9 protein-coding genes are annotated in these 14,090 nt (G+C 51.8%); 6 read left to right on the top strand and 3 right to left on the bottom strand.

Annotation, left to right across the window (positions count from 1 at the left end):
- Positions 1-2: 2 nt before the first annotated feature.
- The 3 genes from araA to BLQ88_RS05975 form a co-directional block, all read right to left on the bottom strand.
- Complete coding sequence (gene araA, locus BLQ88_RS05985; RefSeq protein ID WP_090147608.1) at positions 3-1,493, bottom strand: L-arabinose isomerase; 1,491 nt, start codon at positions 1,491-1,493, stop codon at positions 3-5.
- Positions 1,493-3,157, bottom strand: coding sequence for a ribulokinase (locus BLQ88_RS05980; protein ID WP_090147606.1), 1,665 nt, complete (start codon positions 3,155-3,157; stop codon positions 1,493-1,495). Before BLQ88_RS05980 ends, araA begins: the two co-directional genes overlap by 1 nt.
- 687 nt (positions 3,158-3,844) lie before the next feature.
- Entirely contained in the window at positions 3,845-4,549 is a 705-nt protein-coding gene (locus BLQ88_RS05975) for an NUDIX hydrolase (protein WP_090147605.1), read from the bottom strand.
- A 220-nt stretch (positions 4,550-4,769) separates the two neighbouring features.
- Between BLQ88_RS05975 and BLQ88_RS05970 the strand changes: the two genes are divergently transcribed.
- The 6 genes from BLQ88_RS05970 to BLQ88_RS05945 all read left to right on the top strand — a co-directional run bounded on the left by BLQ88_RS05970 (position 4,770) and on the right by BLQ88_RS05945 (position 14,001).
- Positions 4,770-5,357: an RNA polymerase sigma factor gene (locus BLQ88_RS05970; protein WP_090147603.1), complete on the top strand. Its 588-nt coding sequence runs from the start codon at positions 4,770-4,772 to the stop codon at positions 5,355-5,357.
- A gap of 72 nt (positions 5,358-5,429) precedes the next feature.
- Positions 5,430-6,455, top strand: a complete 1,026-nt coding sequence (locus BLQ88_RS05965; protein WP_090147602.1) for a FecR family protein — start codon at positions 5,430-5,432, stop codon at positions 6,453-6,455.
- A 163-nt stretch (positions 6,456-6,618) separates the two neighbouring features.
- Positions 6,619-10,233 (top strand): TonB-dependent receptor, encoded by a 3,615-nt coding sequence (locus tag BLQ88_RS05960; protein ID WP_090147770.1) that lies wholly within the window; start codon positions 6,619-6,621, stop codon positions 10,231-10,233.
- Between the two features lie 15 nt (positions 10,234-10,248).
- Complete coding sequence (locus BLQ88_RS05955; protein ID WP_090147600.1) at positions 10,249-11,988, top strand: RagB/SusD family nutrient uptake outer membrane protein; 1,740 nt, start codon at positions 10,249-10,251, stop codon at positions 11,986-11,988.
- 35 nt (positions 11,989-12,023) lie between these two features.
- Entirely contained in the window at positions 12,024-13,259 is a 1,236-nt protein-coding gene (locus BLQ88_RS05950; RefSeq protein ID WP_229212599.1) for a purple acid phosphatase family protein, read from the top strand.
- Positions 13,260-13,419: 160 nt separating this feature from the next.
- Positions 13,420-14,001: an RNA polymerase sigma factor gene (locus BLQ88_RS05945; protein ID WP_090147598.1), complete on the top strand. Its 582-nt coding sequence runs from the start codon at positions 13,420-13,422 to the stop codon at positions 13,999-14,001.
- The last annotated feature ends 89 nt before the right edge of the window (positions 14,002-14,090 follow it).

The raw sequence follows: 14,090 nt of genomic DNA, 5'->3' as shown, positions 1-14,090 counted from the left end.
GATTATCTGTAATAGGCTTCGCTCCAACGCAGCTCGTTTTTCAGCTGGCGCAGCGTGGTATTTTTATCAATCACGACCAGCTCTACGCCCACCATTTCGGCGAAGGTTTCAATGTGTTCTGTCGTAAGGTTCTGACTGAATGCGGTATGATGCGCACCTCCTGCATAAATCCAGGCTGCACAGCCCGTCTGCATATCCGGCTGCGGCTTCCAAAGCACCCGTGCAACGGGCAGTTTCGGCAGTTGCTCGGTCGCGTCGACGGCCTCCACCTCGTTCACAAGCAGGCGGAAACGGTTGCCCATATCCACGAGCGAGACGTTCAATGCCGGTCCCGCCGGTGCATTGAACACCAGGCGCACAGGGTCGTCCTTCCCTCCTATTCCCAATGCATGAACTTCCACCGACGGCTTGCCTTTTGCAATGCTCGGACAGATTTCCAGCATATGCGAGCCGAGTACCAAATTATTGGAAGGGTTAAAATGATAAGTGTAATCCTCCATAAACGAGTTACCGCCCGGCAAGCCACTCGCCATTACTTTCAATGCGCGTACCATCGCCGACGTCTTCCAGTCGCCCTCGCCTGCGTAGCCGTAGCCTGCCGCCATCATGCGTTGCGACCCAATGCCCGGCAACTGCTTCATGCCGTGCAGGTCTTCGAAAGTATTGGTATAACCTTTGAAATTGCCGTCGCGGAGGAAGTATTTCAAACCCAACTCTATTTTCGCGGCGTCGCGCAAGGCCTGGTGGCGCTGTCCGCCATTTTCCAACCCGGACGCGAGTTGGTATACATCGCTATATTCGTCGGTCACTGCCGTTATCTCAGCATCCGAAACCTGGTTGATCACCGCTACCAGATCGCCTACCGCGTAGGTGTTTATGGAGAACCCGAAAGTCATTTCCGCCGCGACCTTGTCACCGTCCGTTACGGCCACTTCACGCATATTGTCCCCAAAACGGACGAATTTCGCGCCTTTCAGGTCATGCCGGCCGGCCGCGACCCTCGCCCATTGACCCACGCCTTCCACCACATGCTCCTGTTGCCAATGCCCGACGATCACCTTACGGTTCAGGCGCATACGCGTCATCATGAAGCCAAACTCGCGGTCGCCATGCGCCGACTGGTTCAGGTTCATGAAATCCATATCTATTTCCGCCCAGGGAATGTCGCGGTTGTATTGGGTATGCAAATGTAAAAGTGGCTTTTGCAGGATCTGCAAGCCGCGGATCCACATTTTGGCGGGAGAAAAGGTGTGCATCCAGGCTATGATACCAATGCAATTGACGGCGCTGTTGGCCGCCTGGATGATATTGTAAATTTCGTCCGGTGATTTGACTACCGGTTTGAAAACCACCCGCACAGGTACCTGCGGCGCTTCGTCGAGGTGGCGGGCGATGATCGTTGAATGCTCATCGACCTGGCGGAGCGTCTCCTCGCCGTACAAATGCTGGCTTCCGGTGATAAACCAGACTTCAAACTGTTTTAAATCAAGCATCAGGTAAGTTGTAAATGTGCTTTTTGTAAAAATTCGTTTTCGATGTAAGCGCCTGCTTCGAGGTATTTCTGATAAAGCTGCTGATAAACCGCCGACTGCGCTTCACGCGGCTGGTACACGGCGTCGAAACCGGAACTCATTGCCTCCTGCGCTTCCTGCAGGCCCGGATGCACACCTGCCGCCACCGACGCGAACATGGCCGCACCCAATGCGCAAGCCTGTTCCGAGGCCGCTACCTTAATAGGCATATTGAGCACATCCGCGAGCGTCTGCATCACGAATGCGGATTTCTTCGCTACCCCGCCGATCGCAATCACCTGGTGGATCGGTACGCCTTCGCTGCGGAAGCGTTCGACGATAGCCTTGGAACCATACGCGGTAGCCTCCACCAAAGCTTTGAAAATACGTGCACTGTCGCTTGCGAGGTTCAGGCCCAGCAAGCCGCCTTTCAGTGTATGCTTCGCGTCGGGCGTGCGACGGCCGTTCAGCCAGTCGATAGCGATAATGTCTTTTTCGGTTACCGGCAACTTCGCCGCTTGTTCGGCGAGATGCGGGATAAGTTTTTTAGAAAGTTGAGCAGCTTCCTCTTCTCCGAGCAATGTCCGCACGGGTTCGATGATCAGTTTCGAAAACCACGCATAGATATCCCCGAAAGCCGACTGCCCCGCTTCCATTCCCAGCATACCGGGCACAATGGAACCGTCGACCTGCCCGCAAATACCTTTAATCAGCAAATGCCCTACTTCGTCGTTCGGCGCCACCAGCATATCGCAGGTGGAAGTGCCCACTACCTTACATAAGGAATACGGTTCGATCAGCGCGCCCACCGCGCCCATATGTGCGTCGAATGCGCCCACGCCTATGACTACGTCTGCGGGAATGCCCAATTTCTGCGACCATTTTTCCGAAATGGTACCCATCGGCTCGTCGGAAGTGGCAGTATCGGTAAAAAGCCGGTCACGGAGACCGTCGAGCAGCGGATCGAGTTCCTTGAAGAATGCATTGGATGGCAACCCGTCGAATTCCTGGTGCCAGAGCGCTTTATGGCCCGCCGCGCAGCGCGAACGTTTCAAAAGTAAAGGGTCGGTAATGCCGGTGAGCTCCGCGGAAATCCAGTCGCAATGCTCCACCCAGGAGAATGCTTGCTCGCGTACGGACTCGTCCACGCGCAGTGTGCGCAGGATTTTCGCCCAAAACCATTCCGACGAATAGATTCCGCCTACATATTTGGTAAAATCAATATCATACGAATGCGCCAGCCGGTTGATCTCCTCGGCTTCCGCATTGGCGGTATGGTCTTTCCAAAGGACAAACATACCATTCGGATTCTCGGCAAACTCGGGCAGTAATGCCAGCGGAGTGCCGTTGCTGTCCACCGCCACGGGCGTAGAGCCGGTAGTATCCACCGAAATGCCCCGCACTTGCTGCCGAAGAGCCGGCGGTGCCTGGTCGAGTGCGTTAAGGACTGCATTTTCCAGACTTTCCAGGTAATCCAGCGGGTGCTGCCGGAATTGCGAAACGCCCGCATCGCAGTACTTACCCTGCTTCCACCGGGGATACTCCTGCACGGCCGTCCCAACCTGCTCACCCGTATTCGCATTGACCACCAATGCCCTCACAGAATCGGTACCGAAGTCGATACCAATGACGTAGCTCTCTTTCATAAATGTCGGTTTAGGATGTTTTCAGACCAATTTGACGCATTTATTTAACTTATCACCTAACAAATATAAATAAATTTGTTTTTAGTGTTATAATGACACAATTTAAATTTTAAGCGAGCGCAGCGAGCTGGCGCGAAGGCCCACCTTCGTGCCCACTATTCGCAGGCCTCCGGCCGGTCAAAGCCGCAACAACGACATCGTGTAGTAGCGACCGGCCAGAGGCCTGCAAATAGTGCGTTCAAATCAGGAGATTTGCACCAGCGTTTGCACCACCGTGTGACGTACAAATGAAGTCAGGCATGTAATACTGGTAGCAAAGCATTATCAGGAACGGCAATCAAATGCCCTTGGGCATGTAACAACCACGCATCTGCGATTTTCGGCAGCGTGCTTTTTGTTGTCACATCCCTAACGGGATTTCGGGAATTCTCTGCATTTCCGTTGCTACTAATGTTCCATCGCTACGCGATTTGAGAGGCCAGGCGCGAAGGTCAACCTTCGTGACTAAGTATTCGCAGGCCTCCGGCCCGGCCGTACAGCAACGTCGTCTTCGCCGTCCCGACCGGCCGGAGGCCTGCGAATAGTAAGTACAAATCAAGAGATTTGCACCAGCGCGCAAGCGCGCACTACGCCCAACGGGGACCGCCCGTTCTTCCTCCATTTCCTCCTTCCTCCCCTTCCTCCCCTTTAATTACTCTTCATAGAATCCGGCATAAAATTCCAGAACGAATGGAATTTCGTCTTGTACCGCTCGGCATCCAGCTTGTAAAGCGTAGCTTTCTTAGTAGCACTATTATTGTTCTTCTGCCCCGTATCGATAAGTAACCCGGTTGAAAGCAGCTTTCGGCTGAAATTGCGGCGATCGATGGGGATCGTGTAAATGGCTTCGTAGAGCTTTTGGAGCTGCGGGATTGTGAAACGCTCGGGCAGGAGTTCGAAGCCGATCGGGTGCAGGGCTGCATTGTATTTAAGGTGCTCGATGGCCCTGTTGACCATCTGTTCGTGGTCGAAAATCAGTTTCGGGCGGGCGTCGAGGGTGATCCAGGATGCATTATGGCTCTTTACCGCTTCTGAATCGTGGTCGTCAATCTTGATCAATGCAAAAAAAACGACGGAAACTGTGCGCTCACCCGGGTCGCGGTCTGCTTTGCCGAAGGTTTCGAGCTGTTCGACGTAAATGTCTTCGAGGCCCGTGAGGTTGTTCAGAATGCGTGCCGCGCCGTCGGCCAGGTCTTCGTCGGCATTCAGGAAGCCGCCCATGAGCGACCATTTGCCTTTTTCGGGCTCGAAATTCCTTTTGATCAGCAGCAGCTTGATATCCTTTCCGTCGAATCCGAAAATGATGCAGTCGATGGCCACGAGAATGCGGGAGGCCTGGGGATAGTTATTCATTGAATGTGGCGTCGTGGAAGTATTGTCATTCAGAGTACTAACTCAACAACTAGTTACATAAAATTTCCCCGAAGATTCCCGGAAAATGTTAAGTTTATGTTAAGAAAGTAAAAAAAAGTACGAGAATACTTAATCTGTTTAAAGAGTTAAGTCACAAATTTAAGTACGAATTTTGTACCGCTTTCCAGCGAAATAACCAGATTATTAAAAGGCTATCTTCATGATGAACAACTTTTACGCGACCTGTTCCGATGAAAATATCCTTGCGCTGATCAGTGAGCAGGACGATGAGCTGGCCTTTGCGGAACTTTACGACCGCTACTTCAAAACCTTGTTCAATTACGCTTACTCAAAGGTCAACGAGCGGTTCACGGCGCAGGAAATCGTCCAGGAGCTTTTTGTCAGTCTCTGGCAGCAACGTCGCCAAAACCAGGTGCAATGCGGCCGCTCGTTCCTGTTTACAATTGCCAAACGGCTAATCATATCTTTCTATCGGAAAGAGTATACCCGCCAGCACCACTACGGCCAGTGGGAGATCCATCGCAGCGAAACCTCCGAGTTTGCCGACCAGCCTACCCTCGCCTCCGACCTCCAGAATCGCTACGAGGAAGGCCTGCATTTACTTTCGCCCAAATGCCACGAAGTTTTCACGCTGAGCCGTCAGGGCTTTTCTAACAAGCAGATCGGTGAACAGCTCAACATTTCTGAAAAAACCGTAGAGCAGCACATTACCAAGGCGTTGCGCATCCTGAAAGAGCATTTGAAGGAGCATATGATCTGCGCGATGATCCTGTTTTCTTCTTTTTAAAAAAAATTTCAAAAACCACTAAGGGTTACCCTTTCGGCGCACGACTTCCCGGATGACAACATCCCCGATCTCATGAAGCCAAACGGTATTCCGCCCGCATTACTCGAAAAATACCTGTCCGGTGAATGCACCGATGCAGAAAAAGAAGTCGTAGAAGCCTGGTATGCATCGCTGCAAGGCGAGCCGCGCTACTTGGATCATTTGCCGGATGCGGAACAGGACGAAATCAGGCAGGGAACATTCGGGAACATACGGCAGGAACTGGGTATGGTGGAAGAGCGGCCCCTCCGCCGGTTGCAATTGCATTGGCTGGCAGGTATAGCGGCTTCGGTACTCATAGCGGTGGGCGTTTTCCTGGTTGGAAATTTGAAATCTGTTCAATTGCCGGAAATGACTATCAAAGGGCAGAGAACCGATCCGTCGAAAGCATTGCCGGTTACTACTTTCAAAAACACCGGGAAGCAGATTGTGCGCCACAAACTCCCCGACGGCAGCGTGGTGACCATGCATCCGAATGCCATCATCGAGTACCACACCGCATTTGCTACCAACAAGCGATTCGTGATATTTTCCGGAGAAGGTTTTTTTGATGTAACAAAAGACAAGACACGCCCATTCAATATCAAAAGCGGCGAAATGATCATCCGCGTGCTGGGGACGAGCTTCAATGTGAAGGCGATCGAAAGCCAGAAAAAATTCCAGGTTGATGTCGTAACGGGCAGCGTGCAGGTAACCGCGGCGGGCAAATCGTTCGACAGGCAGGAAGTGGTGTTAAAACCGCAGCAGCAGGCATTGTTTGAGCTGGATTCCAAAAAACTGACCTCCAAAACATTGCCTCCGCAAACCAAAAAGGAGATTTACGAGCCGGTTACCATCGTGTTTGAAGAAACACCGCTCAACCAGGTGATCGAACAGCTCGAAAAGCGATTCAATGTATCGATTTCACTCGCGAACCCCGGCCTCGCCAGATGCGGCCTGACCGCCAATCTGGAATCTCAGGCGTTCCCGAGCATCCTGGAAATGCTCTGCACCTCTCTCGAAGTAACTTACACTATTTCAGGCAATAACATCACGATCAACGGAGAACCATGTGAATAATCCTTAATAGCTACCCATCAACTTATGAACCCGTCCGTACCACCGTAAAAAAGGCCGGAAGTGTACCACCACTACCCGGCCCAAATGCCATCCTTTTTCTTCGTACCACCGTTTCAAAAGGATGTTTTATCCAACAGTGCCTAACCATCAGACAATCAAAATTATGCAAAAAACAGTACGTAACAAGCCGGTCGACTGGCGAAAAATTATGCGCATTGGACTGCTTCAATGGATTCTTGCCGTCTCGCTCGCAGCCGGCAGCTATGCGAAGGAAACTGCGGCCCAGTCTGTGCTGAGCAAGGACATGACGCTCACACTTCGCAACGTTTCGCTCAAACAGGCCCTGAATGAGATCCAGGCCCGTGCCAACACCCGCTTTGTTTACAGCAGCCGGGTTTCCGTGAAGGAAAACGTGACTATCGATGTTAAAAACCAGAAATTATCCAAAGTACTGGATCAGCTGCTGGCCCCTCGCGGGATCAATTACAAGCTGATCAACAACCAGATCGTGCTCGCCAAAACCCGCGTGAACCGCGAAGAATCGGTGATCCCGGAGCTGGAAGAAAAACTGCTTCAATATGTATTGCCCACCGAAATCCAGGTCCGCGGAACGGTATCTTCTTCCGACGGCCAGGGTACGCTACCGGGCGTAAGCATTGTCGTGAAGGGAACTTCGCAGGGTACCACCACCGACGGCAACGGAAAGTTTGAAATCACCGTACCAAATGTGGAATCGGCGCTGGTTTTCAGCTTTGTAGGGTATGTTTCGCAGGAAGTAGTGGTAGGTAACCGCACCGAAGTGAATGTAACGCTGGCCGCCGACAACAAGGCATTGTCGGAACTGGTAGTGGTGGGTTATGGAACGCAGAAACGTGTGAACCTGACTGGCGCGGTATCGCAGGTCCAGGCCAAAGACCTTGAAAACCGGCCTTTGAACAACATGACGCAGATCCTGCAAGGAATGGTACCCAACCTGAACATCACTTTCAACACCGGCCAGCCGGGTAAGGGAGGTGCATTGAACGTGCGCGGGGAAACTTCCATCAGCGGCAGCGCCCCTCCGTTGGTACTGATCGACGGTATCCCGGGCGACATTAACCGCATCAACCCTGGCGATGTGGAGTCGGTTTCCGTATTGAAAGATGCCGCGGCTTCGGCCATTTATGGTGCACGTGGTGCATTCGGGGTGATTTTGGTTACTACCAAAACCGCGAAGAACGGCAAGACAACGGTTTCTTACAGCAATAACTTCGGCTGGTCAAAACCTACTATTAATACCAATTTTATGACCAATGGTTATGAATACGTGAAAATTAACGATGAAGCATTCATCCGCGCGACAGGTAACAGCTACACCCGCTATTCGGAGGAAGATTACAAGGAAATCGAAGCGCGCCGCTACGACAAAACCGAAAATCCGGCCCGTCCGTGGGTAGTAGTGAAGAATGTGAATGGAAAAGACATTTACAACTATTATGGTAACTACGACTGGTGGAATACAATTTTCGATATGCAGCAGCCATCGCAGCAGCATAATGTAAACCTCTCCGGCGGTACCGATAAGGTGAATTACTTCCTCTCGGGTTCAATGTTTTCGAAGGATGGCATCATGCGGATTAATACCGACAACTTCAAATCCTATACCTTGCGCAGCAAGATCAATGCACAGCTGACGCCGTGGCTGAAAGTGAGCAACAATACCCAGTACTTCGATTCGAGGTATAAATATCCGGGTCTGGAAGGTGGGGCCAACAGCAACTTCGTGGCTATTACCGTGCACGCATTGCCTATTTATGCACCGCGCAACCCCGATGGCACGCCTACCTACAACACATTGAAAAACAACTATTCCATTGGTGACGGTTTGTTTGCCAACTTGTTGAAAGGTGTCGCAGGCGGTGAACAAAAAGTGCATGAACTGACGACGATCAACACCGTGGAATTGAGTCTGGCTAAAAACTGGAACCTGACTGCGAACCACTCTTACTCGTTCTACATTACCGACGACTGGTACCGTTCCGCTGTCGCAACCTATTCGGTCCAGCCGGGCATTATGACCACCGTGCCCAACTACAATACCGACCAGTTGAAGAAGGAATTCTGGTTCGATCCCCAGAATGTCGTGAACGTATTCTCGTCTTACAACCACACTTTCGGCAAGCACTATGTGAGCGCGACGGCGGGTATTAACTACGAAACGCGCAAGCACCAGGTATTGGCCGGTTCACGCAAGAACCTGCTTTCGGAAAGTATCAGCGACCTCAACCTTGGTACCGGCGAGCAACTGGCGAGCGGCGGCGCTTATGAGTACGAGCTATTCGGCGCATTCTTCCGCGCCAATTACGATTACCAGGGCAAATACCTGTTCGAAGTAAACGGCCGTCTCGACGGGACATCGCGTTTCGGCTCGGGCCGTCGCAATGGCTTTTTCCCTTCGGTATCGGCAGGATGGCGGATCAGCGAGGAGAATTTCTTCGAAACCGCGCGCAATGTGGTCAACAACCTGAAACTCCGCGCCTCTTACGGAACATTGGGTAACCAGCTGCCCCCGAAGTTCAACGATAAGCCTACATCGGCCAGCTTCTATCCTTACGTTCCTATGATGCCTACGGCGCAGTCGACCTGGATTACCAATGGTCAGAAACTGCAATATGTGAGCAGCCCGGCACCTATTTCGGCCGGACTGACCTGGGAATCGGCCACGACTTCCAACATCGGTCTGGACGCGACTTTGCTGAAAAACCGCCTGAATATTTCCTTCGACGGCTACATCCGTAACACCACGGGCATCCTCGTACCTGGCCAGGTACTCCCCTCCGTTTACGGTGCGACCGTTCCTACCCAAAATGCAGGCGATATCCAGACCAAAGGTTTCGAGCTGACCCTCGGCTGGGCCGATCGCTTCAAGGTTGCCGGCAAGCCATTCTCATATAATGTCTCGTTCGTTGTCTCGGATTCCAAATCAGAGGTTACCAAATACGACAACCCGAACAAAACGCTGTCCAACCCTTATGTAGGCCAGGAAATCGGTGAAATGTGGGGTTACCAGATCGACGGTATGTTCCAGAGCAACGAAGAGGCACAGGCCTACAAGATCGACCAGGCGATCGTGAACAAGCAGCGCCTGAGCGCACCCGGCGAATGGAGCAAGTTGCAGGCCGGCGACCTAAAATTCGCAGACCTGAACAACGACGGCAAGATCGACCAGGGCGCAAACACGCTGGGCGACCACGGCGATTTGAAAAAGGTGGGTAACAACCGCGCCCGCTACCGCTATGGTATCAACCTCGGTGCTTCCTGGAATGGCTTCGATATTTCTGCATTGGCGCAGGGTATTCTCAAAAAGAACTGGTATCCGGGTAACAATGCGGATAAATTCTGGGGGCCTTACTCGCGTCCGTACTACTCGTTCATTCCCGAGGATTTCGGCAGCGACATCTGGTCGCCTGAAAACCCGAACGCCTATTTCCCTGTACTGAGGGGCTACACGGCGCTTAATGCCGGAGGCGACCTGAACGCGGTTAACGACCGTTACATCCAGAATGTCGGTTACTTGCGCCTGAAAAATGTCGTGATCGGCTATACTGTTCCCGAAAAGATCAGCAAGCTGGTGCGCATTCCGAGAGCACGCATTTACATCAGCGGAGAGAATCTGCTGACTTACACACCGCTCCGCTCGAAATACATCGATCCGGAAGCATTCGACGGCGATGCTACCAATGGCCGTACTTACCCCATGTCGAAAACCATCTCTGTCGGTTTAAACGTCACATTCTAAAAGGTATCCTTACCGATGAAAAAAATATTTAGCATTATAGCCATTACCATGGGCCTCTCGGCCTGTGACCTGGAACAGCTCCCGCAAGACGCGATCTCGCCGGAGACGTTTTTCAATACAGAAAACGACCTTTTACTTTATACCAATTCCTTCTACGGTGCATTGCCCGGTGCGGAAGATGTGTATAATGAAGATGTTGATAATGTAGTCAAAACGAGCTTGCGCGACGAGTTGCAGGGAACGCGCGTCGTACCAGCGACCGAAACCGACGCGAACGGCTGGCGGTGGATCGATTTGCGTAACATCAATTACTTCCTTGCAAACTCCGGCAAATGCCCCGATAAGAAGGCTGTGGCCAAATACAATGGTCTGGCCAGGTTTTTCCGCGCTTATTTCTATTTCAAAAAAGTGCGGCGTTTCGGCGATGTGCCCTGGTACTCGACTACCATCGAACTCGAAGACCAGGAGTTGCTTACCAAAGCACGCGACCCGCGTGCGCTCGTGATGGACTCCGTAATGGCAGACATTGATTACGCGATCGCCAACCTCGACGCCAGCCGCCAGGTGACTACCGTAACCAAATGGACTGCATTGGCATTGAAATCCCGCATTGGGTTATATGAAGGCACATTCCGCAAATACCACCCGGAATTCAACTTGCCCAATGCCGACAAGTTTCTCGACGCGAGCATTTCCGCTTCGGAAGATTTGATGAAGAACAGCGGCTACACCATTTACAAAGCCACGCCAGCCACTGCTTATCTGAAACTTTTCTCGTCGGACAATGCGATTGCGGACGAAGTAATCCTGGCCCGGGATTTCAGCGACGAATTACAGGTTTACCATAACCTCAACTACTACACCATGACCGCGTCGTATGGCCGGCCGGGTTTGGAGAAAAAACTGGTGAATAGCTACCTGATGGCTGACGGCTCCCGCTTCACCGATAAGAAAGGCTATGAAACGATGCAGTTTTTCGATGAAGTACAAAACCGCGATCCACGCCTCGCGCAGACCATCCGCACTCCAGGGTACACACGGATCGGGGAAACGGCCAAACTCGTGCCTGAATTCGGAGCGACGGTAACAGGTTACCAACTGATCAAATTCGTATCAACGCCGAAATGGGATACCTTCAACAAGGATATTACCGACATGCCGATTTTCCGCTACGCCGAAGTGCTTCTCAACTACGCCGAAGCCAAAGCTGAAAGAGGTACTTTAACCCAGGCCGACCTCGATATTTCCACCAAGCTCACCCGCGAACGTGTAGGCATGCCGAACATCAATATGGACCAGGCTAATGCCAATCCGGACGCTTACCAGGCTGCGCAATACACGCAGATCAGCGGTAAAAACCTGGGCGTGATCCTCGAAATACGCCGCGAGCGCCGCATCGAACTGGTAATGGAAAATTACTTCCGCTGGGACGATATCATCCGCTGGAAAGAAGGGCAGATTTTGACGAAACAATACAAAGGCATGTATTTCCCCGGCCCCGGCTCATATGACCTGGACAAGAACGGAACCGTAGATGTGGTGATTTACGAAGGTACCAAGCCCGACATCAAAGGTGCGCAGCTGCTGAAACTGGGCAGTGACGTGTCGCTGGAAAATGGAGTGAAGGGCGGTAACATTATCATCAACGGGCACATTACCAAGAAGTTTGTGGAAAACCGGGATTACCTTTATCCGATCCCCAAACAGGAGCGCCTGTTGAACACCAACCTGACGCAAAACCCTAACTGGGAGTAATGCATTATCCGACTGTTCCTAACCCTTGATTTTTTATGCTTTCAGACAGAAGGTCTTTTTTGGAGAAAATGTCCCAAATCGGGGCGCTGAGTTTGTTACCCCTGACCGGTTCGCAGGCCGCCAATGCGGAGGATACGGCAGCCGCCCCGGTTGCCGGGGATAAGAACCATTTCGTGGCCGGCCCGTACTTGCAGAATATGGGTTCCAACGAGGTTACGATTATGTGGATTACCGATAAGAACTGTTTCAGCTGGGTCGAATACGGCGCGGGTACTTACACCAGCAAGCGCGAATTTGGCTATAACAACGGGCTTATCGAGGCGAACAACCGCATTAACAAGATCACATTGACCAACCTGGCGCCCGGTACCGAGCACAAATACAAAATTGTTTCCACTGAAGTGCTGGGCTATAAAGGTTCGAAAGTGGAGTTCGGCGAGACGATCGCGAGCCCGCTGTATGGTTTCAAAACCTGGGGACAGCATGAGGACGAGTTCAAAATGGTGGTGTTCAACGACATCCACGACCGCCCGCAGATCATCCCGCAGCTTTTGTACCGCCATGGTTATACGGGTAATACCAAAGATTACGATTTCGTGGTTTTCAACGGCGACTGTTTCGACTGGGTTACCGAGGAGCAGCAAATGGTAGATCATTTGATCAAACCGTCGGTGGATATTTTCGCGACCGAGTTTCCGTTCCTGCTCACGCAAGGCAACCACGAATGCCGGGGCAGCTTTTCGCGGCACATTCCCGAGTATTATGCTTATCCTGATAACAAGTATTATTTCTCGTTCACCCGCGGGCCGGTGCATTTTATCGTGCTCGATTCCGGCGAGGACAAGGGCGACGACAGCGTAGAATACGGAGGACTTTCGGCATTCGATCGCTACCGCGAGGTACAGAAGAAATGGCTGGAAAAGGAAATCGAGTCGCCGGAGTTCAAAAAAGCTGATTTCCGTGTCCTGCTGATCCATATTTCGCCCTACCATTCGGGTGACTGGCATGGTACGCTGCATGGGCGTGCATTGTTCGGGCCGGTTTTGAACAAGGCGAAAATCGACCTGCAAATCTCCGGGCACACGCATAGGTACATGACGCACGAGCCCGACGCGGACCATAACTGGCCGATCGTGATCGGCGGCGGGCCGCTGGAAGGCAAGCGGACGCTCATCAAGCTCCACGCGACCCGTAAGCAGCTGGATTTGAAAATGATCCGCGACGACGGCGAGCTCGTTGGCAAGTTCCTGATCCCGAAGAAGAACAAATAGCATTACCTTACGGCAGCAGATCAACCGGTTTGCTGCCGTATTTTTTATACTTCCGGTTACTTAAAATATTAACCCAACATTAAATAATTGCCGCCGCCCGCACCGCATTTTTGCCAATGAAGAAAAATGGTACATTTGCCCTTAACGTAACCCATTTTTCGTGGAACAGGATTCGGTACTTTGGCAAAAGTTCAGGGAAGGCGACCCGCTTGCCTTCGAGCAAATCCTGCGCAGCTACTACCGCCCGTTGTTCGATTACGGCCGCCGGTTCATCAGCGACCGCGACCATTTGAAAGATCTCGTCCACGATCTCTTCCTGCATTTATGGGAACGGAGGGAATCGCTTGGCAAAACCGACCAGATCAAACCGTACCTGCTCACCAGCCTCCGCAACCGCATATTCAAAAGTACCAATCGGCCGGAAGTTTTCCTGGCCATCGACAATGCCCCGGAGGATTTCCACGAAACGGCCAATTCCATTGAAAGCGAATTGATCCTCACGGAGTTTGCGGCTGAGAAACTTTCCCGCATTCAGCACATTATCCAGTCGCTCACGCCCCGGCAGCAGGAGGTGATCCATTTGAAATTTTATCAGGATCTTTCCAACGAGCGCATTGCCGAAATCCTCAACATCTCGCGTCCGGCTACTGCTAACCTCCTATATGAGAGCCTGAAAATGTTCCGCGAAAAGTGGCTTTTACTGGCCGGCCTGCTCCTTATTTTTCTCGTTGGAGGACATTAATCCAAAATTTTTAAAATTTTTTCCGAATTCTTCCATGATCCAGACGGTCGTGGAGGATTATACTTTTAGAACACTTTCACATTAAAGCA

Source organism: Dyadobacter soli, from assembly GCF_900101885.1.
GTDB classification, from domain to species: Bacteria; Bacteroidota; Bacteroidia; order Cytophagales; family Spirosomataceae; genus Dyadobacter; species Dyadobacter soli.
This window is presented reverse-complemented; position numbering and strand designations above follow the sequence as displayed.

What these genes read in the sequence shown, in the direction of transcription:
- araA (WP_090147608.1), bottom strand. Translation starts at nt 1,493, where the DNA reads ATGCTTGATTTAAAACAGTTTGAAGTCTGGTTTATCACCGGAAGCCAG.
- BLQ88_RS05980 (WP_090147606.1), bottom strand. Translation starts at nt 3,157, where the DNA reads ATGAAAGAGAGCTACGTCATTGGTATCGACTTCGGTACCGATTCTGTG.
- BLQ88_RS05975 (WP_090147605.1), bottom strand. Translation starts at nt 4,549, where the DNA reads ATGAATAACTATCCCCAGGCCTCCCGCATTCTCGTGGCCATCGACTGC.
- BLQ88_RS05970 (WP_090147603.1), top strand. Translation starts at nt 4,770, where the DNA reads ATGATGAACAACTTTTACGCGACCTGTTCCGATGAAAATATCCTTGCG.
- BLQ88_RS05965 (WP_090147602.1), top strand. Translation starts at nt 5,430, where the DNA reads ATGAAGCCAAACGGTATTCCGCCCGCATTACTCGAAAAATACCTGTCC.
- BLQ88_RS05960 (WP_090147770.1), top strand. Translation starts at nt 6,619, where the DNA reads ATGCAAAAAACAGTACGTAACAAGCCGGTCGACTGGCGAAAAATTATG.
- BLQ88_RS05955 (WP_090147600.1), top strand. Translation starts at nt 10,249, where the DNA reads ATGAAAAAAATATTTAGCATTATAGCCATTACCATGGGCCTCTCGGCC.
- BLQ88_RS05950 (WP_229212599.1), top strand. Translation starts at nt 12,024, where the DNA reads ATGCTTTCAGACAGAAGGTCTTTTTTGGAGAAAATGTCCCAAATCGGG.